Origin of the sequence: Hymenobacter swuensis DY53, from assembly GCF_000576555.1 — a bacterium.
Classification (GTDB): domain Bacteria; phylum Bacteroidota; class Bacteroidia; order Cytophagales; family Hymenobacteraceae; genus Hymenobacter; species Hymenobacter swuensis.
Genome location: NZ_CP007145.1, coordinates 166,611 through 189,143, shown reverse-complemented (window position 1 = coordinate 189,143; position 22,533 = coordinate 166,611). Strand labels below are relative to the sequence as shown.

Genomic DNA, 22,533 nt, shown 5'->3' with positions numbered 1-22,533 from the left:
TGCTGATTTATATTCCTGATATTTAAGGAATAGTTACCGCAGATCACCTGCCGCCGCCATGCCTGACCAAGACGATTCTCTGCTGCTTTATCTCAATGAGGCCATTGCCACCACCCGCAACAAGGAGGACCTCTTCCGGAGCGTAACGGAAAAGCTGCGGTTGATTTTTCCGTTTGATGCCATTACCATCCTCACCCTCGATGCCGAGCACCAGTACCGCCGGATATTCCTGCGCGACTATCTGGGGGAAGTGCTATTACCCAGCCAAGCCGGCAGCAAGCCACTGGGCCGCATGCCCATTGAAGGCACGCCTATTGAACAGTTCGTACGCCAGCCGCACCTCTTCCAGTATGACTTGGAGGAGCTGCTGACCACGTATCCGCAGTACCTGCCCTTCTGTGCGCTGCTGGAGCGGGGGATGCGGTATTTTGTGGTAGTGCCCTTGCGGACGGGCGGGCGGCTCATCGGGCTGTTGTCATTAGTAGCCCGCCGACAACCTACGTTTTCGCCCAATGACATTGATCTGCTGGAGAAAATCGGGAGCCTGGTAGCCGTGGCCGTGACCAACACCATGGCCTTCGAGGATATTGCCCGGCGGGAGCAGGAAAAATCCATGCAATTGGCGCTTAACAATGCACTGCTCAGCATTAAGGAGCGCGGAGAGTTATTTCGCACCATTGCCACCGAAATCAGCCAGGTAGTGCCCTGCGACTATTTTGGCGTACGGGTGCGCAAATCCAACTCGCCGGTGCGGGCCCTGGCCGAGTTCAACCGGCAGCCCGACGGCAGCTTCGCCCCGCTTGATGCCAGTCGCCACGACGAGCTTCCGCAATGGGCCGCTGCCCAAGAGACCGTGCTCGAGCTGTTTGCGGCCCCCGGCGTATACGTGGGCTCCGATTTTGAAGAGCTGGCCCGACGCTATGAGCTGCTACGCTTTATCCGGGAGGAACGCGGCACGCAGTCGTTGTTGTGTACCCCGCTGAAAACCGGCGAAGAACCTGTTGTGGCCCTAATTCTGGCCAGTCGGCAGCCTTTCGCCTTCACGGAGGAAAACCTGGAGCTGATTCAGACCCTGGTGCCCCAGGTCCGGCTGGCCATCCAGAACGTGCTGGCCTTCGAGCAGATTGAGGCGCTCCGGACCCAGCTGGAACGGGAACGAACCTACCTCATCGACGAAATCAACACCACGGCCGCTTCCCGTCTCGACGATTTTGTGGGCGGCAGCGCCCGGATGCAGCAGGTGTATACCCGCCTGTCTCAGGTAGCCCCCACCGATACCACCGTGCTCATCACCGGCGAGACCGGCACCGGCAAAGAGCTGGTGGCCCGGGCCCTGCACAACCTGTCGCCCCGGCGCGAGAGGGCCCTCATCAAGCTCAACTGTGCTGCCCTGCCCGCCCAGCTTATTGAAAGTGAGCTGTTCGGGCACGAAAAAGGGGCCTTCACGGGCGCGCACGACCGGCGCATCGGCAAGTTTGAGCTGGCCGATGGAGGCACGATTTTTCTGGATGAAGTGGGTGAGCTGCCGCTGGATCTGCAGGCCAAGCTGCTGCGCGTATTGCAGGAAAAGGAGTTTGAGCGCATCGGGGGCCGGCGGGTAATCCAGACCGATGTGCGGGTCATAACGGCCACCAACCGGGTGCTGGAGGAAGAAGTGGCCGCCGGCCGCTTCCGGGCCGATTTGTACTACCGCCTCAACGTATTCCCGATCCGGCTGCCCGCCCTGCGCGAGCGGCCCGAGGATGTGGAGGCCCTGATGCGGCATTTTCTGGAACGCTTCACCAAGCAGATGGGCAAGCCCGTGCGCGGCCTGCGGGAGCGGGACCTACGGGCTCTGCAACAGTACGGCTGGCCCGGCAACGTCCGGGAACTGGAGCATGTGGTGGAACAGGCCGTAATTGTGAGTCAGGGGCCATTTCTGGAGTTTCAGGGCTTTGCTGCCGCGGCGCAGACGGCACCCGCCACTGCGGAAACGGGTGGTCCGCTCAAAACCCTGAAGGACCAGGAACGGGACCATATCCTGACGGCCCTGTACCGCACCGGCGGCCGGGTCAGCGGCCCGAACGGCGCGGCTCAGCTGCTCGGCATCAACCCTAAAACCCTGGAAGCCCGCATGAAAAAACTCGGCATTCAGCGCACGGTGGAGGTGCGGGGGCAGTAAGCACCGGGTGGCGCAGGCAGCATCTGACCAACCCTGCTTCCCTGCGGCGCGTACACCTGGGCACCATCCATCCTTACCTAGAAATTATGGCTCAGCCGACCACCACGCCCAAGCATACGGACCCCGAAACCAAGCGGGACGAAAAGAAGAACGAAGAAACCGTGAAAGACAAGCCGGACGGCAAGAAGAAAACCACCCAGAAAGGCTAATTCTACCAGCCACGAAGCCCGGTCAGCTCCCTGTTGACCGGGCTTTTTGTATCCGGGCCACCCGCTCAGGCGGTTTCAATACTGTTTTGCCCGTACTTTAGAACCGGATGCCCACTTCTCCCTTCGACCCTACTCACCTCACCCGCGAACAGGTATTGCAGGCCCTCCGCCACATGGACCGGGAGGGTCCGCGCATGCCCCTGAGCACGGTGTACGATTTGGTGTACCGCAGCAAGCGGTATGCCCCACGCGCCGTGGCCCAGTTGGCGTATCGGCTGGCGTTGGGGCAACCGGAGGCGCGGTGGCCCTTACCGGCCGGCGCACCTACCAACCGCATTCTGGAAAACCTCAGCTTCACCATTGCTACGAAGCGCCCTACGCTGGAGAACTCGCCCCTGCTAGATGGCGACGTAGCGGCCCAGGAGCGGATGCAGGAACTGTACACCGGCGCGACCCGGGAAGTGGTGCGCCCGACCAAAGAAAGGAAAGCTCCGGAAGCCACGGAGGTGCACGAGCCGCAACCAGCGTACGAGCACGCCACTGTCACGACTTACACCCGGGAAATGGCACTAGCTGAGCTGTTTATACCCGAAGCGGAGCTGCAGGCGGCTCAGGCGGCCCTGCGCCGCCGCCGCAACCTGATTCTGCAGGGGCCGCCTGGCACCGGCAAAACGTTTCTGGCGCGGCGACTGGCCTGGCTGGCGCTGGGTGCTACCGACGCGGCTCGCATAGAGCTGGTACAGTTTCACCCCAGCTACAGCTACGAGGATTTCGTGCAGGGTTTCCGGCCGGATGCGCACGGGCAGTTTCGGCTGCAGAACGGAATTCTGGCCGACTTTTGCCACCGCGCGGCCCAGGACCCGGAACGGCCGTATTTCTTGCTGATTGATGAGCTGAACCGGGGCCACGTCGCCCGTATTTTTGGAGAATTGCTACTGCTGCTGGAGGCTGATAAACGCGGCCCGGCCCACGCTGTACGGCTGCCCTACTCTCCCGCTGGTAGCCCGCCCTTTTTCGTGCCCGCAAACGTGTACGTCATCGGGACCATGAACTTGGCCGACCGGAGCCTGGCCCCACTGGATTACGCCCTACGCCGCCGCTTTGCCTTTGTGCGCCTGCAGCCTGAGTTTGGCGACCCGCTGCGGGAGTTTCTGGCGGCACGGGGCGTGCCAGCAGCCGTCATCGACCAGCTTACCACCCGCCTCACCGCTCTCAACCAAACCATTGCCGATGACCCCGAGCTGGGCCCCGATTTCTGCATTGGCCACAGCTACTTCTGCCAGCCTCCCACTAGCCCCGCCGAGGCGGCCGGCTGGCTGCGGCTGATTCTGGAACAAGAAATTGCGCCTCTACTGGATGACTACTGGCTCGATCAGCCTGCCAAAGCCGCGCAGCACAAGAAAAAGCTCCTGGCGTGAATAGCTGCGGCCCACCATGATTCCCATTCAGAACCTCTACTATCTGCTATGCTACGCCTGGAACCGGCTGCCGGAACAGGAGGAGTTGCGGGCCATCAGTGGGAAGGCATTCCACCGGCCGCTGGAATTGCTGAGCTACGTATTGCTCACCGGCACCCGCCGCTTACTGCGCCAGGGACTACCTGTAACATACACGGAGCAAACCGCCGAGCTGCCGGAACTGCGAGGTCGGGTGCTGCTCAGCCCCACCCTGAGCCGCGACCTGCTACGCCGGGGTCGGGCCGTATGCACTTTTGATGAGTTGGACACGAATACCCCGCTGGGAGGTTTACTGTTGGGCACGTTACAGCAGCTAAGCCGGGCACGGAGCCTGTCGGCCACGTTGCGTCAGGAGTTGCGGGCGGTGGTGCGGCGGTGGGCGGCGGCCGTGGAACCGTTGGCCCTTTCCGCCACTACTCTGCGCCTGGTGCGCCGGCAGCGGCCAGGCGGGCTGGGTGACTTTCTGCTGAATGTGTGCGAGTTAATCCATCTAAGTGCTCTGCCTACGCCGGAGACTGAGGGCACCGGCCGCTTCCGCGACTTTCGCCGCGACGAGCGGCTGATGGCCCAGCTGTTCGAGCAGTTCGTGCGCAACTTCTACCGGCTGGAGCAGCGGCAGTTTCGGGTGCTGAGCGAAACCATTCAGTGGCAGGCCGCCGCCGCAACGGACGCTGACCTGGAGCTGCTGCCCGCCATGATTACCGATACTACCCTGGAAAACCCGGCGCGCAAAATCATCCTCGATACCAAGTACTACGCGGCGGCCCTGCGCCTGCGCTACGACCAGCAAAAGCTGCTGGCTCCGCACCTCTACCAGCTCTACGCCTACCTCCAGAATCAACCGATTTTGCCCGGTCAGCAGCTGGAAGGCATTCTGCTGTACCCGGCCGCCACTCACTCCCTGGATGTGCGCTACACCCTCGGCGGCCACCCCGTGCGCATCGTCACCCTTAATCTGGCTCAGCACTGGGAACAGATTGCGGCCGATCTGCTGGCACTGGTGCAGTAGCGCGCTTACGCTGTTGGGGAAGAACGCCTCTGCATGTCGTTCGGCTGACCTTGCACATTGCGAATTTTGCAATAATTACCAGCTTACACCTGTAGCAATGCAGCCCGGCTACGGGTTTTTTGTCCGTAGGTTGCAATTGGCGGGTCTTCTGCCTAAACTTCCTGCACTTTCCTTTCTCTATTCACCCAAACCTGTACTCTTTTGAAACGACGCGACTTTGTAGGCCTGACCGGTCTGGCGGCCGGGGCCCTGTGGCTGCCCTCGGTACCCGGCTTCGGCGGGACGCTAGTTGACCCCGCCCGCCTGCTGGAACCCGGCCTGGATGTGGCCGTGAAAAAACGCCTGGCCGACGCGGCCCTCAACGCCGCCAAATCGGCGGGAGCCACGTACGTGGATGTGCGCATCGGACGCTACCTCAACCAGAGCGTGTTCACCCGCGAAAAGCAGGTGCAGAACATTGCCAGCGGCGAGAGTTTCGGGGCCGGCATTCGGGTAATTGCCAACGGCACCTGGGGCTTCGCCTCCACCAACCAGGTAACGGAGGCCGGCATGGCCAAAGCGGCCCAGCTAGCCGTGCAGATTGCCAAGGCTAACGCCAAGGTGCAGAAGGAACCCGTGAAGCTGGCTCCGCAGAAGGGACATGGCGAGGTTTCCTGGAAAACGCCCATTCAGGTCAACGCCTTCGAGGTGCCGGTGAAAGACAAGGTGGACCTGCTGCTGGCCGCCAACGCCAAGGCCCTGGAAAACGGCGCTACGTTCGTGAATTCGGCCCTGTTCCAGATCAACGAGCAGAAGTACTTTGCCAGCACCGACGGCTCCTACATCGACCAGGACATTCACCGCATCTGGCCGAACTTCTCCGTGACGGCCATTGACCGGGCCTCCGGCAAGTTCCGCACCCGGGAGGCGCTCAGCTCGCCCATGGGCCTCGGCTATGAGTACATGCAGCCCAAGGCGCAGGACAAGATTGCCGGCCCCGCCGGCACTGGCCTAGTAGGTTACAAGTACAGCTACGACATGCTGGAGGACGCCACCCTGGCCGCCAAGCAAGCCAAGGAGAAGCTCACGGCCAAGAGCGTGGTGCCCGGCAAGTATGATTTGGTACTCGACCCCAACCACCTCGGCCTGACCATCCACGAAAGCATCGGCCACGCTACCGAACTGGACCGCGTGCTGGGCTATGAGGCCAACTACGCCGGCACCAGCTTCGCCACGCTGGAGTGGAAGGCCAAAAACCTGCCTTACGGCTCCAAAAACGTCAACATCATCGCCGACAAAACGCAGCCCGGCTCTTTGGGCGCGGTGGGCTACGACGATGAAGGCGTGCAGACCGGCCAGTGGGACATCATCAAGGACGGCAAGCTGGTGGATTACCAGAAAATCCGCGACCAGGCGCACATCGTGGGCCAGAATAAGTCGGATGGCTGCTGCTACTCGCAGTCGTGGCAGGATGTGCAGTTCCAGCGCATGGCCAACATCAGCTTGCAGCCCGGCAAGGAGAAGATGAGCGTGGACGACATGATCAGCAAGGTGGACAAGGGCATTTACATTGCCGGCCGGGGCTCGTTCAGCATCGACCAGCAGCGCTATAACTCCCAGTTCGGCGGCACGGTGTTCTACGCCATCGAGAAAGGCAAAATTGCCGGCATGATCGAGGACGTAGCTTACCAGACCAACACGGTAGAGTTCTGGAACAGCTGCGCCGCCGTCTGCGACCAGTCGGACTACCGCCTGTTCGGCTCCTTCTTCGACGGTAAGGGCCAGCCCAGCCAGGTGTCGGCCGTGAGCCACGGGTCCAGCACCACCCGCTTCAACAGCGTGAACGTCATCAACACCGCCCGCAAAATCGGCTAGGTGTCATCCCGAACGAAGTGAGGAATCTGGGTTACTACTTTTTAAATACTCGCGGATTCCTCTCTTCGTTGGGCATGACACTCTGAAGCAAACCTTCTTTCCTAGATATCAGCACATCAACCCATATGGCAATTCTTTCCCAATCCGAAGCCCAAGGCATTCTGCAAAAGGTGCTCAGCTTCAGCAAGGCCGATGAGTGCGAGGCCACCCTCAACGGCCAGACCGGCGGCAACGTGCGCTCGGCCCGCAACGCCATCAGCACCAGCGGCGGCGTGGATAACGTGAGCCTGACGGTGGAGTCGCGCTTCGGCAAACGCTCGGGCGTGGCGACCTGCAACCAGTTCGACGACGCGACACTGCGCAACTGCGTGCAGCGGGCCGAGGAAATTGCCCGCCTCGCCCCCGAAAGCCCCGAGTACATGCCCCTGCTGGGCCCCCAGAAATACCTGACCTCGGCCAACAGCTTCGCCAAAGCCACCGCCGACATCACGCCCGACTACCGGGCCGCCCAAGTGGGCGCCAGCATGAAGCTCTGCGACGAGAAGAAGCTGACTTCGGCCGCCTTCCTCAACGACGCGGCCGGTTTTGTGGCCAAGCGCAACAGCAAGGGCCTCGAAGCCTACCAGCAGACCTCGGGCCTGGAGTTCAGCATCACGGTGCGCACGCCCGACGGTACAGGCTCGGGCTACGCCACGGCCGATTACAACGACGCCAGCAAGTTTGACGCCCGCCGCCTCACCCAGATTGCGGCCGACAAGGCTTCCGGCTCACGCAACGCCCAGGCCCTGGAACCCGGCAAATACACCGTTATTCTAGAGCCGGCCGCCCTGGTAGCCAACTCTGATGCCTCGCTGATGCAGGCTCTGATGAGTGCCCTCGACGCCCGCAACGCCGACGAGGGCCGCTCTTTCCTAAGCAAAAAAGGAGGAGGCAACCGCAAGGGCGAGAAGCTGTTCGATGAGCGGGTGACCATCTACTCCGACCCGCTGAACCCCGAAATTGCCGACCTCACGTTCTCCGGTGACGGCCGTCCGCAGCAGAAAATCACCTGGATTGAGAAGGGCGTGGTGAAGAACCTCTACACCTCGCGCTACTGGGCTCAGAAAGCCGGTATCCCCGACGTGCCCCGCCCCGGCGGCTGGATTATGGAAGGCGGCAGCCAAAGTACTGCCGACCTCATCAAGGGCACCGCCAAGGGCATCCTGGTGACGCGCCTGTGGTACATCCGCCCCGTGGACCCGCAGACGCTGCTCTACACCGGTCTCACGCGGGACGGAACGTTCTACATCGAGAACGGCAAAATCAAGTTTCCGGTGAAGAATTTCCGCTTCAACGAGTCGCCGATTATTATGCTCAACAACCTGGAAGCCATTGGCAAGCCGGTACGCGTGAACGGCAACCTGGTGCCCCCGCTCAAAATCCGGGACTTCACCTTCACCAGCCTCTCCGACGCGGTGTAAGGCGTAGCGCGAAGCTCCGGCTTCGCGCTACACTTGTTTTACTCCCCCTTTATCCTTCCCTGTCATTCCAACTCCTACTCCCTGTGAAAAGACGTGATTTTGTGGGCCTGACCGGCCTGGCCGCCGGCTCCCTGTGGCTGCCCTCCCTGCCCAGCTTCGCCGGCGACGCCGTGGACCCGCTGCGCCTGCTGGAGCCCGGCCCCGATGTAGCCGTGAAGAAGCGCATGGCCGACGTGGCCCTGAACGCCGCCAAATCGGCGGGCGCCACGTACGCCGACGTGCGCATTGGCCGCTACCTTAACCAGGGTGTGTTTACCCGGGAGAAGCAGGTGCAGAACATCGTTAACTCGGAAAGCTACGGGGCGGGCGTGCGCGTCATTGCCAACGGCACCTGGGGCTTCGCGGCCACCAACCAGGTAACGGAAGCCGGCATTGCCAAAGCCGCCCAGCTGGCCGTGCAGATTGCCAAAGCCAACGCCAAAGTGCAGAAGGAGCAGGTGAAGCTGGCCCCCCAGAAGGGTTACGGCGAGGTGGAATGGAAGGCCCCCATCAAGCAGAACGCTTTCGAGGTGCCGATCAAGGATAAGGTGGAGCTGCTGCTGGCCGCCAACGCTAAGGCCATGGAAAACGGCGCCAGCTTCGTGAATTCGGTGCTGTTTCAGGTGAACGAGCAGAAGTACTTCGCCAGCACCGACGGCTCCTACATCGACCAGGATATTCACCGTATTTTCCCCACGTTTGGGGTGACGGTGGTGGATCGGGCTTCGGGTAAGTTCCGCAGCCGCCAGGCCCTGAGCGCGCCAATGGGCCTGGGCTACGAGTACCTCACGCCCAAGGCCGAGGACAAAATTGCCGGTCCCCAGGGCTCGGGCGTTATCGGCTACCGCAACAGCTACGACATCCTGGAAGACGCGGCCCTAGCCGCCCGTCAGGCCAAGGAGAAGCTCACGGCCAAGAGCGTGGTACCCGGTAAGTACGACCTGGTGCTCGACCCGCACCACCTGGGCCTCACCATTCACGAATCGGTGGGCCACCCGCTGGAGCTGGACCGCGTGCTGGGCTACGAGGCCAACTACGCCGGCACCAGCTTCGCCACGCTGGAGTGGAAGGCCAAAAACCTGCCCTACGGCTCCAAAAACGTCAACATCGTGGCCGATAAGCTGCAGCCCGGCTCTTTGGGTGCCGTGGGCTACGACGATGAAGGCGTGAAAACCAAAGAGTGGAAGCTCATTGACGAGGGCAAGCTGGTGGGCTACGAGAAAATCCGTGACCAGGCGCACATCGTGGGCCAGACGGAATCGGACGGCTGCTGCTACTCGCAGTCGTGGCAGGATGTGCAGTTCCAGCGCATGCCCAACGTGAGCCTGCGCCCCGGCACCGCCAAAATGAGCGTGGACGATATGGTGAGCAAGGTAGACAAGGGCATTTACATTGCTGGCAACGGGTCCTTCTCCATTGACCAGCAGCGCTACAACTCCCAGTTCGGCGGGCAGGTATTCTACGCCATCGAGAAAGGTAAAATCACAGGTATGCTGGAAGACGTGGCTTACCAGACCAACACCCTAGAGTTCTGGAACAGTTGCGCCGCCGTCTGCGACCAGTCGGATTACCGGTTTGCGGGCTTCTTCAACGACGGCAAGGGCCAGCCCTCACAGTCGTCGGCCGTGAGCCACGGTTCCAGTACGTCCCGCTTCAACAGCGTGAACGTCATCAACACGGCCCGCAAAATCGGTTAAGACCATGGCAATTCTCTCCAAAGACGAGGCCCAGGCTATTCTGAAGAAAGTCATCGGCTTCAGCAAGGCCGATGAGTGCCAGGCCAACCTGAACGGCCGCAACACCGGCAACATCCGCTACGCCCGCAACTCGGTAAGCACGGCTGGCGCCACCGATAACGTATCGTTGGTAGTGGAGGCGCGGTTTGGCAAGCGGGCGGGTGTGGCTACCTGTAACGAGTTCGACGATGCCACCCTGCGCCGCTGCGTGCAGCGGGCCGAGGAAATTGCCCGCCTCGCCCCCGAAGACCCCGAGTATATGCCTTTGCTGGGCCCGCAGCAGTACCTCACGCCCGTGAGCTACGCGGCCGGCACCGCCGCCATTACGCCCGATTTCCGGGCTCAAGCGGCCGGCGACAGTATTGCGCTGTGCACCGCCAAGCAGCTCACCGGGGCCGGCTACCTCGAAGATGGCACCTACTTCCAGGCCATGCGCAACAACAAAGGTCTGGAAGCCTACCAGCAAAGCACCAGCCTGGATTTCTCGGTGACGGTACGTACGCCCGACGGCACAGGCTCAGGCTACGCCGTAGCCGATTTCACCGACGTAGCAAAGTTCAGCGCCAAAAACCTCACCCAGCTGGCCGCCGATAAAGCCGCCGGCTCGCGCAATGCCAAAGCCCTGGAACCCGGCAAGTACACCGTAATTCTGGAACCCGCCGCCTTGGTATCGGATGAGGGCCTGCTCAACAACCTAGTGTACTCTTTCGGGGCCCGCGAGGCCGATGAGGGCCGCTCCTTCCTGAGCAAAAAGGGTGGTGGTAACCGCAAGGGCGAAAAGCTGTTCGACTCCCGCATCAGCATCTACTCCGACCCACTGAACCCGCAGGCCCCCGGCTCGGTGTTCGATGGCGACGGGCTGCCGGTGAAGCGCATGAACTGGGTGGAAAAGGGGGTAGTGAAGAATCTCTACTACACCCGCTACTGGGCCGATAAAAACAAAACCGAGCCCACCGCCTTCTCCGGCAACTTCATCATGGAAGGTGGCACCCAAAGTGTGCAGGATTTGATCAAGAGCACTGCCAAAGGCATTCTGGTGACGCGCCTGTGGTACATCCGTGACGTGGACCCGCAAACCCTGCTGTTCACCGGCCTCACCCGCGACGGAACGTTCTACATCGAAAACGGCAAGATCAAGTTCCCCATCAAGAACTTCCGCTTCAACGAAAGCCCGGTGATTATGCTCAATAATATTGAGGCCATCGGTAAGCCCGTGCGCCTGGGCGGCAACCTGGTGCCCCCGCTCAAGATTCGGGACTTCACCTTCACCAGCCTCTCCGACGCGGTATAAGAAGTGTTGGGCAGGTATAAAAAGCGGCTCCGTTTCGGTTGAAACGGAGCCGCTTTTACATGTAAGAAAGATGAGCCGCTTATACTTATTTCTTCCCGAATAAGTAGCCGATGGTCAGTTGTCCGCCCCGATTATGCAGGCCCCCAATACCTAGCTGTTGGCGCAGCTGCCGCTCAGCCGGGTTGTCGTTGATATCGGAAAGGCCATAGTTCAGGCGGGCATCTACCACAAAACCGCCCGCCGTTTCCAGCCCGAAACCGCCCACAATGGCGGCTTCGGCAGTTTTATACTGTCCTTGGCCGGCCCCCAGGTGCAGGCCCAACTGTGGCCCCACGTTCACGTAAAACAGCTCGCCAATATACTGCCGTAGCAATAGGGGCACGTTGAAATAGTAGGTGTCCCGCTTAATAGTTTCGGTGCCCGTATCCAAGTTGGCCCCTTGGGCACTGAGCAATGCTTCCAGCTGCACGGCAAACCCCTGCTTACTTGGGTTCAGGCGTAGCATGGGGCCCAGCACAATGCCGCCGCGGGTTTTGGGAGTGGCGTTTAACACGCCATCCAGCGTGGTGATGGAAATACCACCTTTCAGCCCTAGCTGAGTGCCGCTCAGGGCTTGGGCGTGCGTAGTGGTGGAGATGGCAACGGCTAGCAGGCCGGCCCCAATAGCAAGTAACTTTTGGCGCATAAAGCAGAAAGTGAACGAAGAGGAATACGCCGAAAAGTACACGCATTTCCTTTTCGGCACTAGCGCCTGCTAGGTAGCCTTAATCGTATTTCCCGCAACTAAATTGATACAGATCAAGTCCCGCACGGCAGTTGGCCGCGGCCTTTAGTCGTCGCCGAACTGGTAGGCCACATAGGCCTGGAGCACGCGGTTTTTGAAGCGTGGGTCGTTGAGGTTGGTGGGGTACGGAGTCCGGTCAATGTCGTTGAGGCCGGCGTTGAAGCGGGCACCCAGCAGCAGATTACCTAGCTTGAGCCCCCCACCGGCGGCCAGCGTGAAATCGGTACGGCGGAAGCGGTAGCCGACTCCACCACCTACCAGGTTGGCTTCTTCATTCGCGACCAGAAAGCCCACCTGCGGCCCGGCCTCCACAAACACCGGCCCTACCGTCACTTTGGCCAGCACCGGCAGGTTGAGGTAATGCAGCCGGGCATCGTAGTTGCCGATGGCGGTACGAATGGAGCTACCCTGCAACGAGTACAGCAGCTCGGGCTGGATAGACACTGGCCCGAGCACTTTGGCCTCGTAGAGCACCCCGGCGTGGTAGTACGTTTTGTACCTAGTGGACGTGGACCCCAGGTTTTCACCATCCAGTACGGCGGCGTTGATACCAGCCTTCACTCCAAACTGAGCGTGGGCCGCGGCGGCTAGCAGTAGGGCCGGCAGCAGCAACAAAATTCGTTTCATAGCACAGGTAGTGAGAAGGTTGACAACAGACTTCCGGCAAGTGTAACGGTGCTGACGGCGGCCGGTGTATGTTTGGGTTTCACAAATCGTGCCTTTACCCGAACAGGCGGTTTAAAAAAAGCCCGCCACCGGACAGAGGCTTCAAGCCACCTTCGGCGGCCGGGTGGTGTCTTTGCGGCTCTCGGCCTTCCTTATTCCCTGCTTTTCATGCCCGCTCCCTTCACTTTCGTGCGTCTGCAATACCGCTCCGGCGACTGGGACGCGGTGGATGAGCGTATGCCCGCCAACCTGCTGCACTCCCTGGTGCAGTACACCAAAGTACCCGTGGCGGCCAAGGAGAAAGTGGTGGCTCTCGACTCGCCGGAACTGTTTCGCTACCCGTTCTGCTACCTCTCGGGCCACCGGCTGGTGCAGTTTTCAGCTCCCGAGCGTAAGAACTTTGAGCAGTACGTACGCGGCGGCGGCTTCGTGTTCGTGGACGACTGCAACCACGATATCGACGGGCTGTTTGCGCGCTCCTTTGAGGAGCAGATGCGCGTGTGCTTTGGGGCCGGGGCACTGAAGAAGCTGCCGAAAACGCACCCTATCTACTCGCAGTTTTTCAAGTTCCCTGATGGCCCGCCCAACACTGGCTTCGAGCTCAACGGCTGGGGCGACGACCTAGTGCACGACTATCTGAAGGGAATCGAAATCAACGGCCGGCTGGCGGTGCTCTACTCCAACAAAGACTACGGCTGCGAGTGGGATTACGACTTCCGCAACAAGCGTTTTTTGGCGGAGGATAACACTAAATTTGGGGTCAATATCATTCTATACGCTCTTACAGCCTAGTCCCTCTTTGTATGCTTAAAAAAGCAGTATCTGCAGCTCTGCTTCTTTCTGGTCTGGCCTTCTCTGCGCAGGCACAGGTACAGGTAAACTTTGAACCGCTGCAACCCGCTAAGCTCAGCTATGGCCTACGCGTAGGAGGACAAGTGATGGGGCTAACATCTCTATCTTCCAATATCCAACACGATGTTCCGCAAGTTGGACTATGGGGTGGCAATGCCGGCTTGGCTGCTGAAATATCATGGGGTTGGCTGGCCGTACAGCCGGCGGTGGTATTCATCCAGAAAGGCTTCCGCATGCAGGACTCCTGGATGGAAACGCACAATGGGAAAACGCTGGCACTTCGTAGCCTCACCCAGGTACGCCTGAACTATGTGGAAGTACCCATTAATTTGGTTGCTACAATACACCGGTTTCAGCTACTGGCTGGCCCATATGTGAGCGTGGGCCTTAACGGCCGTTTCCACGAGGAAGCCACTCTGCCAATTGGCTCCGAGTATTCTCCGGACTACAACACATACCAATACGGCTACAGTAAAAAAGTATCATTTTCGAGCAAATCCCGAAATTACAGTGACATTACAATTAGACGGTTAGATGCCGGTTTTAATATTGGGGTAGGCTACCGCTACAAGGGCTGGCAGGTGCAGCCCTTGTACAGCCGGGGCATCCGCTACACTGGCTACGGCTACCAGACCAAGAACTGGAGTGCTCAACTAAACCTAACGCGCTTCATCGGGCCGGCGGCGTAGGGGCCCTAAAACCGGTAGCCCAGGCTAAGGCGGCCATCGAAAACGGCGGAATTCCGCTCGTAGAAAGTTTCGTTATCGTAGTAGCCCGGCACGGTAGTTTTTGGGCCCTGGTCGAGCCGTTTCCAAGTCATGATACCACCTGAAACGTCGAGTAGCAGTCGGCCCCGGCCTCCCAGGGGCAGCTGCGCACCCAGCAACACGCCCGCCCCGCCCAGCTTGCGCTTTTCAGTGGTGAGGCTATAGTACACCTCCTGTTTTATGGCCCGGTAGCTAAGCGTAGGCGCTGCGTAGATACCCGCCAGCCCCGTTTGGTGACCTTGGTACAGGTAATACCGGCCCTGCATCGCCACGCCCGATGCCCGCTCGGTAGGCTCGCCGCCGTTCAGCAGCACCTCCACGCTGCCGCTGGTGCGGCGGCCCAGCTGCTGCTCGTAGCCCACCAGGACAGGCAGCAACAACTGTGTATTCTCGTTCAGGGCGTTGTAGGCGAAGTTGCGCGCCAGAATGCCGCCCACATCCAGCCGTAGGGCGTGACGGAAGCCGGGGCGGGCCGGGGCGACGGTATCGGGAGCGGTTTGGGCCTGGGCGTAGATGGTAGCGGCCCAGAAGGTCAGTATTAATAGAAACATGTATTTGCACAGACTGCGGCGCTCAGTTCTACATAGCGTAAGCATAGGATTAAGATTTTAGCGTGAACTGATGGCCTGATAACCTACTGTATATTAGACTATATCCAAGGCATTGCTGCTGAGAGAAGGGGAGGGCGTGTTTCACTTGACAGCTTAAAACCGGTAGCCCAGACTGAGGCGGCCATCGAAAACGGTACCCTGCTCTTCGTAGTACGTTTTGTATCGGTAGTGGCTGGGCAAGCTGGAAAGTTCGGTTTCATCCAGGCGCTTCCACGTCATGACCCCGCCCGATACATCCAGCAGCAGCCGGCTCCCCAGAGGTAACTGTACTCCCAGCAATCCTCCCGCCCCGCCCAGCTTGCTTTTATAAGTAGTGGTGCTGTAATAAAACTGCTGGCGCGCGTTCCGGAAGCTTAATGTAGGAGCTGCGTACACACCCAACAGCCCCATTTTGCGGCCTTGGTACAGGTAATAGCGGCCCTGCAACGCCACGCCCGATAACCGCTCGTCCGGCTCACCCCCATTTACCAGTACCTCCACATTGCCGCTGATCCGGCGGCCCAGTTGCCGCTCGTAACCTACCAGAACAGGCACTAGCAGTTCCGGGGAAGAATTCATGATGTTATGGGCCGCATTACGAGCCAGGGCGCCGCCGATATCCAGGCGTAGGGCGTTGGTATACGGCGGCTTGGTGGAAGCCGAAACATCAGGGGTGGTCTGGGCCTGGGCAGCAGTGGCGAGGCCGGCACCGAGCAGCAGGGCGGTAAGCAGGCGGGCAGGGCGGAAAATGCGGGAGGAGTTGCGTATCATGGTCCGAAGTAGCGGAGAAGTCCGGCCGGCCGCAAACCACTCGCCGCGCTAATTAGACTTTACCGCCGCAAGAAAATTTACTACCCCAGCCTATCGGTAAGCAGCCTTGGCAGGGTTTGATGGACTTTGTTGCGGTATTCGCCTTCTCTTTCCCTGACTTTCAACGCCCGCTCCCGGTGACCGAACACGACGTAACCCGCTTGCTCCAGAAGATTCCGCTGCTCAAACAGGAAATAGGAAAGGTAATTGTGGGCCAGCACGAGGTGCTGGAAGAAGTGCTGGTAGCCCTGCTGGCCGGCGGCCACGCCCTGCTGGAAGGCGTGCCCGGCCTGGCCAAAACGCTGCTGGTGCGCACCCTGGCCCAGGCCATGGACCTGCCCTTCCGCCGCATCCAGTTCACCCCCGACCTGATGCCCACCGACATCCTGGGCACCGAGATTCTGGAGGAAGACCACGGCACTGGCCACCGCTCGTTCAAGTTCAACCCCGGCCCCATTTTCGCCAGTCTGGTGCTGGCCGACGAAATTAACCGGACGCCGCCCAAAACCCAGGCAGCTTTGCTGGAGGCCATGCAGGAGGGCCACGTTACGTACGCCGGCCAGGAGCACGCACTGCCCAAGCCGTTCTTTCTGCTAGCCACCCAGAACCCCATTGAGCAGAGCGGTACCTATCCGCTGCCTGAGGCCCAGCTCGACCGGTTTCTGCTGTACGTGCGTATTGGCTACCCCACTGAGCAGGAGGAGCTAGCCGTACTCAGCGGCACCACCGGCACCAACCGGCAGCAGGTAGAGCCCATTTTGGGTGGCGAGGAAGTGCGGCAGCTGCAGCTCCTGACGCGGCAGGTGAGCATTAGCGCGGAGCTGATGGGGCTGGTGAACCGCCTGGTGCGTGCTACCCGCCCGGCCACGTCGGAAGTACCGTTTATCCGGGAGTACGGCCGCTGGGGTGCGGGTCCGCGCGCCGGGCAGGCCCTCATTCTGTGCGCCAAGGCCCGGGCCCTGCTGCACGGCCGTTTCGCCGCCACGCTGGAAGATGTGCAGGCCTTGGCCCCGGCCGTACTGCGCCACCGTGTGCTGCTTAACTTCAACGCCGAAGCCGAAAACCTCACCCCCGACGACGCGGTAGCCGCCCTGCTGAAAGCGGTTCGTTTGTAGTTTTTGGTTGTTGGTTTCAAGCGTCGTCAGTGGTTTCCTGGCAGTTGACGCCATTACCTCCACAGCGACCTGAACCCACAAGAACATCTTACCGAAAACGAACAATCAAACCCATGCTCACCCCCGAATACCTCCATGCGCTGCAGAACCTGCCGCTGGCCGCCCGGCGGGCGGCCGAGGGACTGCTGCACGGCGCGCACCTGAGTCGGCGCAAGGGGGCGGGCATGGAGTTCAGCCAGTACCGCCCCTATCAGCCCGGCGACGACCTGCGCCGCCTCGACTGGCGCCTGGCCGCCCGCTCCGACCGATATTATCTGCGCGAATCGGAGGTGGATACCAGCTTGGTGGTGCACCTCGTGCTGGATGCCACCGCCAGCATGAACCACCAGGACGACAACGGCCTGAGCAAGCTACACTACGGCCGGCTGCTGTGCGCGGCCCTCGCTTACGTGGCCACCCAGCAGGGCGACGCGGTATCCCTGACGATACTACACCCCGGCGGCCTGCGCCACCTGCCGCCCCGCGCCGACGCCCGCCAGCTCAGCCGCCTCTACCACGCCCTGGAAACCACCGAGGCTGCCGGCCAATTCCCCGATTCGGCCACCCTGGCCCCGCTCACGGCCCGGCGGCAGCCGGCTCTTACCATCTGCGTGAGCGACTTGTACGAAGCCAGTGGCGAGATTGAACGGCTGCTGACCCGCCTGCGCGCCGCTTCGGGCGAGGTGCTGCTGCTGCACCTGATGGCCCGCAACGAGCTGGATTTCACCTTCAAAGGCGCCATTACCTTCGAGGACCTCGAAACCGGCCAGCAGCTCCAGTTGGATGCCGGCCAGCAGCGCCGCGCCTGGCAGCAGCACCTGCAGCAGTGGCTCCGCGACACGGCCCAGCGCGCCCGCTCCCACGGCTTCGACTACCACCAGCTAAGCACTGCTGAGCCCCTGACCGGCGCGTTGCGCGAGTTCCTCCGCCGCCGCGCCCGGGGTTGACGCTATACCACTCCGGCCCTCAGGCCCGATAGTTGCGAGAAGTCGGCGTCAACCGCTTTATTCTTCTCGCTATGACCCTCTATCTACTTGCTGGCCTGCTTGCCTTGGGCCTGACTACCCCGGCCGCCCACGCCCAGACGGCCCCACTGCTCACCAGCTACCAACGGCCGCTACCGGTAGTGCCCCTTGATTCCGTGACCCGCCAGATAACCTACCGGGGTATGCTGCCAGCCGCCGGACTGCCCCAAACCGAGGTGTATGGCCGCGCCCAGGAGTGGCTGGCCCGGCAGTTTGAGCAGTACGACCAAGTGGTGCGCTTTGCTGATGCCGGCCGGGGCGTACTCATCGGACAGGCCATTGTGCAGGCCGTGGGACCGGCCCAGAAGAACTTGGAGGCTCGCCGCTTCAACCTGCTGTTCCGTTTTCAGTTCCGGGCTCAGGCAGGCGGCCTGCAGTATGAGCTAACCGACCTCAGCTACCCGAGCTACCCTGTTACTACCGCCGCCAGTGACGCCGGCGGCGGGCTGGCGGCCGATGGACTGGCCCAATGGCAGCGGGCTGACGACTTCTCCCGCATTAGCACTACTGCAGCTCAGAATCGGCGGCGGCCTGTGGAGCCAGTCTTGCGTGACTACGACGAGTACACGACCAAAGGCGAGCCGAAGCCGCGCATGCTGCAGCAGTGTCAGGGTATTCAGGAAGCCATGACGACGCTGGTAGCCGCGTTGGGCCGGGAGTTGAGCCAGCCACTGCCGTAAGCCGGGTAGTTTATCCGGGCCAGTGTGAGCAGATTGCGGCAACGCCAGGCGTAGAAGTTGTGTCTGTGGAGAGGCTTCCCCACCTTAGGGCTGCGCACCGCGTTCATTCAACCAGGCTTCGTCTTTGCTTCCGCTCTTCTTTTCTCATGCCACTACTGGTTGGCTGGCCCTACTGGGGTTGGCGGTGCCGCTGGCTATTTACCTCTGGAACCGTCGGCCGGGGCGGGTAGTACGGGTGGGCAGCGTGCGGTGGCTGGAAGCCGCTGCCAACCAACGCCTGCGCAGCCTGAAGCCCGAGCAGTTGCTGGTTTTTCTGCTGCGAGCTGCCATTCTAGGGTTGCTGGCCCTGGCCCTGGCTGAACCGCTGCAACTGCTCCCGGTACCGCCCCGGCGCGGCCAGGTGCTGCTGGCCCCCGGCGTTACGGCCGCCGCCCTGGGCCCGGTCCGGCCGGTACTCGATTCGTTGCGGCAGCGCGGCTATGAGCTACGGCAACTGCACGCCACGCGGCCCGCAAGTGCGCCGCTGCCCTGGGCTGGGCTGGGCTTAGGCGATACGACGACCACGCTTACCGCTCAGTTTGCAGCTGATTCCATTCCGATTTTTAACCTCTGGCATACCGTGCAGCTGGCGGCCGACTCTCTCCCAAACCGGCCGCTGTTGGTGGTGGCCCCGCTCACCATATCCTCGTTTACCGGCACCCGCCCCGCCCTGCCCGCCGCTGTGCGCTGGCTCCCACTCCCCGCGCCCGATTCCAGCCGCTGGCCCGTGGCCGCCTGGCAGCCTCACCCCGACAGCCTGGTGATATTGGTGGCGCATAGTAATAGTACTGAACAGGGAATCAGGCTGCGGAAAGTGCGCCGTCGGTGGCCGGCCACCAGCGGCCCCATACCGGGTAACTGGGACGGCCAGTTGCTTCTCAGCCCCAGTCAAAAACAGGTGCGGGTAGTTGAAAACGGCCAGTCCCGGCCGCTGCCACTGCTGACGCGCGCGCCCCGCTGGTTTCTCAGCCACGATGCCGCCCATGCTGGCTCTGCCCGGGTGCTGGCGGCAGCTTTGCGGGCGGTTGGCTCAGTACTTCCCCTACCACCCCGCCTGACCGTCTCCACTGCATCTTCCGCCCTCCCCGATTCGCTCGACTGGCTATTCTGGCTGCGGGAACAGCCTTTGCCGGCCGGCGTAGTCAGCAGTACGCAGGTGTGGCAGGAAGCTGGCTCGCAAGCGGCAGCAGTAGCTACTCAGTTTCTGCCGGCCGGCACCGGTCAGCCCGTAGCCGTGCAACGGCTGGATACCACGGTAGCAGCCGCCACCACACTGTGGTCGACTGCTACCGGCCAGCCACTCCTTGGTCAGGTGACTCCCGGCCGCTACTATTTCCACTCCCGTCTTGCTCCGGCCTGGAGCAGCCTGGCCGACAGCCCCGAGCTACCCGGCCTGCTGCTGCCGCTGCTACTCCCAGCTCCGCCCTCCGACCCCACCCCTGATACCCGTACCCTCGACCTAGCGCAACTGCACGGCCCGGTTTCCAAGGTTACGACAACGGTAGGCTCAACTGCGCCGCGCCGGCCGCTGGCCCCCTGGCTGGTGCTGGCGGCCGGCCTGTTGTTTGGAGCAGAGCGGCTGCTGGCCGCGCGGCGCGCGGCGGTTTCTCCTCTAACGGTTCCGGTTTCATGAGTCCACAGCTTGCATCTTTGGTTTCCGCCGCTGCCCCGGTACAGGAGGTGGCCCGCGCCTGGGCCGTGCGCCGTACGGGGGCTGTGCTACTGCCGGTTCTAGGAGCGGCCGGGCTCCTGACGACGCTAGCTGTGGGCTGGCCGGGGGCATGGTGGCTGGTTGTTGGGTTAGCCCTTGTGAGTGCGGCCGGTACCGGCTGGTGGCTCTGGCGCATCTGGCACGAGCCACTAGCCAACGTAGCCCGCCAGCTTGACCGTCAGCATCCAGCTCTGGAGGACAGCACGGCCTTGCTTCTCACCCATACTGACACCCTAAACCTGCTGGGCCAGCTCCAGCAGCAACGGCTGCTCACGCGGTGGCCGGAGCTGGGCGCGTCCGGGGCACTGCTGCCCGTAGACTGGCGCAAACCATCAGGCACGCTGGTGGCCCTGCTGCTGATAGCCGGGGTGGTGTGGTGGCAGCGGCCCGTTGTCGGTCCAGCTGGTACACCGGCGGCCAGTGCAGCTGTTTCGCTGCATTTCAACGAGCAGCCCGGCCAGCCAGCCGCCGCCCCGCGCATCCTGACCACTCACCTGCAGGTGACCCCACCCGCCTACACCCGGCAGCCCGTTTTTTCGCCGACTACGCCTTCGTTTCGCTGCCCGCAAGGAAGCCGGGTGCGCTGGACGGTGACGGTGAGCCGCCCGGCGGGCGCACCGATACTGGAGCTGGGCGGGCGCAAACTCGCGCTGCAACCGGTACCGGGTCGGCCCACCGAGTTTGTATTTCAGCAGCCCGTCACGGCCTCCGCATTGTACCGGCTGCGGTTTGCGGGGCAGGTTTCCGATGATTATGCCATTGAAATCCAGCCCGACCAGGCCCCGACCATCCGCATCATCTCCCCCAAAGCCTATACGCTGGTAGAGTTCGGCCGGCCGCCTCAGGTACTCATAAACGCCCAACTGCGGGATGATTACGGCCTGACCCGGGCGCGGTTGGTGGCCACCGTGGCCCAGGGCCAGGGCGAGGCCGTGAAGTTCCGGGAAGTAGTCACCGACCTGAGCGGCCAGCTGCGCGGCCAGCCCACGGCCGCCACCCTGCGGCCCGTGTTGCGCCTGCCGGCGCTGGGCCTGACGTATGGCGACGAGGTATATTTCTACCTTCAGACCTGGGACAATCAGCAGCACCTTACCCGCTCCGACACCTATCTGGTGCAGTGGGAGGATACCACCGTGCAGGAAAGCGCGCTGGATGTATCGTTCGGGGTGAATACCGCGCCGGCCTACTTCCGCAGTCAGCGCCAGATTATCATCGACACCGAAAAGCTGCTGGCCGAACAACGCGGCTTGCCGGCTGCTACACTGCTGGAACGCAGTAACGAAATCGGCTTCGACCAGAAAATTCTGCGGATGCGCTACGGCAAGTTTCTGGGCGAGGAAGCCGACGAAACCATCGGCGGGGCTACCCGGCCTTCCGAAGCCGACGCGCCGGCCGAGGAACCCGGCCTGGGCTCGGTGGTAGCGGAGGACCACGCCGAACCGGAACCGGCTGCCTCCCCGGAGAAGCACTCCGCCGACGATGGTCACGACCACGGCCACGACCTGCCCTCTTCCTCTGCCACCACCCACGAGGCCCGCACCGCCGAGCTGATGGAGCCCTACATGCACCGCCACGACGACTCCGAAACGGCCGATTTCCTGGAACCCACTGTGAAGGCCAAGCTGCGGGCCGTGCTCAGCGAAATGTGGGAATCGGAGCTGCGCCTGCGCACCGGCCGCCCTCGCGAGGCCCTCCCTTACGAGTACCGTGCCCTGCGCCTGCTGAAAGAGGTGCAGCAGCAAACCCGCGCCTACGTCAAGAAGGCCGGCTTTACGCCGCCGCCCATGCCCGAAGCCACCACCCGCCTCACCGGTGACCTGGCCGGGGCCGCCGCCCCGCGCCGCCAGCAACAGGTGGCCGCTCCTGCTCAACAGCCCGCCATCCGCAGTGCTTTACGGACGCTTACTCAGGTGCAAGCTGGAGCCAAACCTGCGGCCGGCAGCACGGCTGCGCTGGAGCAGGCGGGCCAGGAATTGGCCCGGGCAGCTTTGCAAAAACCGGGCGCTTATCTCACTGCCCTGCGTGACCTGCGCCGCCTGACTTCCGCCCTGCGCGCCGGGCAGCCAACCCCTTCCGTGAATTTTCCGCTGCTGGAGCGCGCCCTTACCAGCTTGCTCCCGCCCGCCCGGCCGGCCCCGGTTAGCCGGGCCACACCCGCATCCGGACTCACACGGCGCTACTTTCAGGAGCTAAGTCGTTGATTTCCGGTCGACTGGCTTTTGCGTGGTCACCCTTCTTC

The 22,533-nt window shown here is 62.0% G+C and carries 19 protein-coding genes; 15 read left to right on the top strand and 4 right to left on the bottom strand.

Going from position 1 to position 22,533, the window contains the following annotated elements; all coding sequences use genetic code 11:
- Positions 1 to 58: 58 nt before the first annotated feature.
- The 8 genes from HSW_RS02310 (at position 59) to HSW_RS02280 (ending at position 11,216) form a co-directional block, all read left to right on the top strand.
- Positions 59 to 2,161, top strand: coding sequence for a sigma 54-interacting transcriptional regulator (locus tag HSW_RS02310; RefSeq protein ID WP_044000669.1), 2,103 nt, complete (start codon positions 59 to 61; stop codon positions 2,159 to 2,161).
- An 86-nt stretch (positions 2,162 to 2,247) separates the two neighbouring features.
- Positions 2,248 to 2,370 (top strand): hypothetical protein, encoded by a 123-nt coding sequence (locus HSW_RS24920; RefSeq protein WP_262489405.1) that lies wholly within the window; start codon positions 2,248 to 2,250, stop codon positions 2,368 to 2,370.
- A 107-nt stretch (positions 2,371 to 2,477) separates the two neighbouring features.
- Entirely contained in the window at positions 2,478 to 3,788 is a 1,311-nt protein-coding gene (locus HSW_RS24030) for an AAA family ATPase (protein ID WP_052346021.1), read from the top strand.
- Between the two features lie 16 nt (positions 3,789 to 3,804).
- Entirely contained in the window at positions 3,805 to 4,836 is a 1,032-nt protein-coding gene (locus tag HSW_RS02300) for a 5-methylcytosine restriction system specificity protein McrC (protein ID WP_044000668.1), read from the top strand.
- A 201-nt stretch (positions 4,837 to 5,037) separates the two neighbouring features.
- Complete coding sequence (locus tag HSW_RS02295) at positions 5,038 to 6,690, top strand: TldD/PmbA family protein (protein ID WP_044000667.1); 1,653 nt, start codon at positions 5,038 to 5,040, stop codon at positions 6,688 to 6,690.
- 125 nt (positions 6,691 to 6,815) lie between these two features.
- A complete protein-coding gene (locus HSW_RS02290) occupies positions 6,816 to 8,150 on the top strand; it encodes a TldD/PmbA family protein (RefSeq protein ID WP_044000666.1) in 1,335 nt (444 codons plus the stop codon).
- A gap of 83 nt (positions 8,151 to 8,233) precedes the next feature.
- A complete protein-coding gene (locus tag HSW_RS02285; protein ID WP_044000665.1) occupies positions 8,234 to 9,886 on the top strand; it encodes a TldD/PmbA family protein in 1,653 nt (550 codons plus the stop codon).
- Positions 9,887 to 9,890: 4 nt separating this feature from the next.
- On the top strand, positions 9,891 to 11,216 hold the full coding sequence (locus tag HSW_RS02280) for a TldD/PmbA family protein (protein ID WP_044000664.1): 1,326 nt from the start codon (positions 9,891 to 9,893) through the stop codon (positions 11,214 to 11,216).
- Between the two features lie 85 nt (positions 11,217 to 11,301).
- On the opposite strand, the gene HSW_RS02275 is transcribed toward HSW_RS02280, so the two are convergent.
- Both HSW_RS02275 and HSW_RS22410 read right to left on the bottom strand, forming a co-directional pair.
- Complete coding sequence (locus HSW_RS02275; RefSeq protein WP_044000663.1) at positions 11,302 to 11,901, bottom strand: porin family protein; 600 nt, start codon at positions 11,899 to 11,901, stop codon at positions 11,302 to 11,304.
- A gap of 144 nt (positions 11,902 to 12,045) precedes the next feature.
- Entirely contained in the window at positions 12,046 to 12,627 is a 582-nt protein-coding gene (locus HSW_RS22410; protein WP_052346020.1) for a porin family protein, read from the bottom strand.
- 207 nt (positions 12,628 to 12,834) lie between these two features.
- On the opposite strand from HSW_RS22410, the gene HSW_RS02265 reads away from it, so the two are divergent.
- Positions 12,835 to 13,458, top strand: coding sequence for a DUF4159 domain-containing protein (locus HSW_RS02265; RefSeq protein WP_044000662.1), 624 nt, complete (start codon positions 12,835 to 12,837; stop codon positions 13,456 to 13,458).
- Positions 13,459 to 13,469: 11 nt separating this feature from the next.
- Positions 13,470 to 14,207, top strand: a complete 738-nt coding sequence (locus HSW_RS02260; RefSeq protein ID WP_071883052.1) for an outer membrane beta-barrel protein — start codon at positions 13,470 to 13,472, stop codon at positions 14,205 to 14,207.
- A gap of 5 nt (positions 14,208 to 14,212) precedes the next feature.
- Here HSW_RS02260 and HSW_RS02255 read toward each other — a convergent pair whose 3' ends face one another.
- Both HSW_RS02255 and HSW_RS02250 read right to left on the bottom strand, forming a co-directional pair.
- Positions 14,213 to 14,836 (bottom strand): hypothetical protein, encoded by a 624-nt coding sequence (locus HSW_RS02255; protein ID WP_044000660.1) that lies wholly within the window; start codon positions 14,834 to 14,836, stop codon positions 14,213 to 14,215.
- Positions 14,837 to 14,989: 153 nt separating this feature from the next.
- Entirely contained in the window at positions 14,990 to 15,646 is a 657-nt protein-coding gene (locus HSW_RS02250) for a hypothetical protein (RefSeq protein ID WP_044000659.1), read from the bottom strand.
- Between the two features lie 176 nt (positions 15,647 to 15,822).
- On the opposite strand from HSW_RS02250, the gene HSW_RS02245 reads away from it, so the two are divergent.
- The 5 genes from HSW_RS02245 to HSW_RS02225 all read left to right on the top strand — a co-directional run bounded on the left by HSW_RS02245 (position 15,823) and on the right by HSW_RS02225 (position 22,495).
- Entirely contained in the window at positions 15,823 to 16,800 is a 978-nt protein-coding gene (locus tag HSW_RS02245; protein ID WP_044004004.1) for an AAA family ATPase, read from the top strand.
- Between the two features lie 113 nt (positions 16,801 to 16,913).
- A complete protein-coding gene (locus HSW_RS02240; RefSeq protein WP_044000658.1) occupies positions 16,914 to 17,786 on the top strand; it encodes a DUF58 domain-containing protein in 873 nt (290 codons plus the stop codon).
- A 71-nt stretch (positions 17,787 to 17,857) separates the two neighbouring features.
- Positions 17,858 to 18,544 (top strand): DUF4468 domain-containing protein, encoded by a 687-nt coding sequence (locus tag HSW_RS02235; RefSeq protein WP_044000657.1) that lies wholly within the window; start codon positions 17,858 to 17,860, stop codon positions 18,542 to 18,544.
- 124 nt (positions 18,545 to 18,668) lie between these two features.
- Positions 18,669 to 20,216 carry a BatA domain-containing protein gene (locus tag HSW_RS02230; RefSeq protein ID WP_071883051.1) on the top strand — a complete coding sequence of 516 codons (1,548 nt, stop codon included), beginning with the start codon at positions 18,669 to 18,671 and terminating at the stop codon, positions 20,214 to 20,216.
- On the top strand, positions 20,213 to 22,495 hold the full coding sequence (locus HSW_RS02225) for a DUF4175 family protein (RefSeq protein ID WP_155832791.1): 2,283 nt from the start codon (positions 20,213 to 20,215) through the stop codon (positions 22,493 to 22,495). The genes HSW_RS02230 and HSW_RS02225 overlap by 4 nt, the downstream gene beginning before the upstream one ends.
- Positions 22,496 to 22,533: the final 38 nt, after the last annotated feature.

Bases quoted from the DNA above. Each gene is read 5' to 3' on its own strand.
- HSW_RS02310 (WP_044000669.1), top strand. From the start codon at position 59: ATGCCTGACCAAGACGATTCTCTGCTGCTTTATCTCAATGAGGCCATT.
- HSW_RS24920 (WP_262489405.1), top strand. From the start codon at position 2,248: ATGGCTCAGCCGACCACCACGCCCAAGCATACGGACCCCGAAACCAAG.
- HSW_RS24030 (WP_052346021.1), top strand. From the start codon at position 2,478: ATGCCCACTTCTCCCTTCGACCCTACTCACCTCACCCGCGAACAGGTA.
- HSW_RS02300 (WP_044000668.1), top strand. From the start codon at position 3,805: ATGATTCCCATTCAGAACCTCTACTATCTGCTATGCTACGCCTGGAAC.
- HSW_RS02290 (WP_044000666.1), top strand. From the start codon at position 6,816: ATGGCAATTCTTTCCCAATCCGAAGCCCAAGGCATTCTGCAAAAGGTG.
- HSW_RS02280 (WP_044000664.1), top strand. From the start codon at position 9,891: ATGGCAATTCTCTCCAAAGACGAGGCCCAGGCTATTCTGAAGAAAGTC.
- HSW_RS02275 (WP_044000663.1), bottom strand. From the start codon at position 11,901: ATGCGCCAAAAGTTACTTGCTATTGGGGCCGGCCTGCTAGCCGTTGCC.
- HSW_RS22410 (WP_052346020.1), bottom strand. From the start codon at position 12,627: ATGAAACGAATTTTGTTGCTGCTGCCGGCCCTACTGCTAGCCGCCGCG.
- HSW_RS02265 (WP_044000662.1), top strand. From the start codon at position 12,835: ATGCCCGCTCCCTTCACTTTCGTGCGTCTGCAATACCGCTCCGGCGAC.
- HSW_RS02260 (WP_071883052.1), top strand. From the start codon at position 13,470: ATGCTTAAAAAAGCAGTATCTGCAGCTCTGCTTCTTTCTGGTCTGGCC.
- HSW_RS02255 (WP_044000660.1), bottom strand. From the start codon at position 14,836: ATGTTTCTATTAATACTGACCTTCTGGGCCGCTACCATCTACGCCCAG.
- HSW_RS02250 (WP_044000659.1), bottom strand. From the start codon at position 15,646: ATGATACGCAACTCCTCCCGCATTTTCCGCCCTGCCCGCCTGCTTACC.
- HSW_RS02240 (WP_044000658.1), top strand. From the start codon at position 16,914: ATGCTCACCCCCGAATACCTCCATGCGCTGCAGAACCTGCCGCTGGCC.
- HSW_RS02235 (WP_044000657.1), top strand. From the start codon at position 17,858: ATGACCCTCTATCTACTTGCTGGCCTGCTTGCCTTGGGCCTGACTACC.
- HSW_RS02225 (WP_155832791.1), top strand. From the start codon at position 20,213: ATGAGTCCACAGCTTGCATCTTTGGTTTCCGCCGCTGCCCCGGTACAG.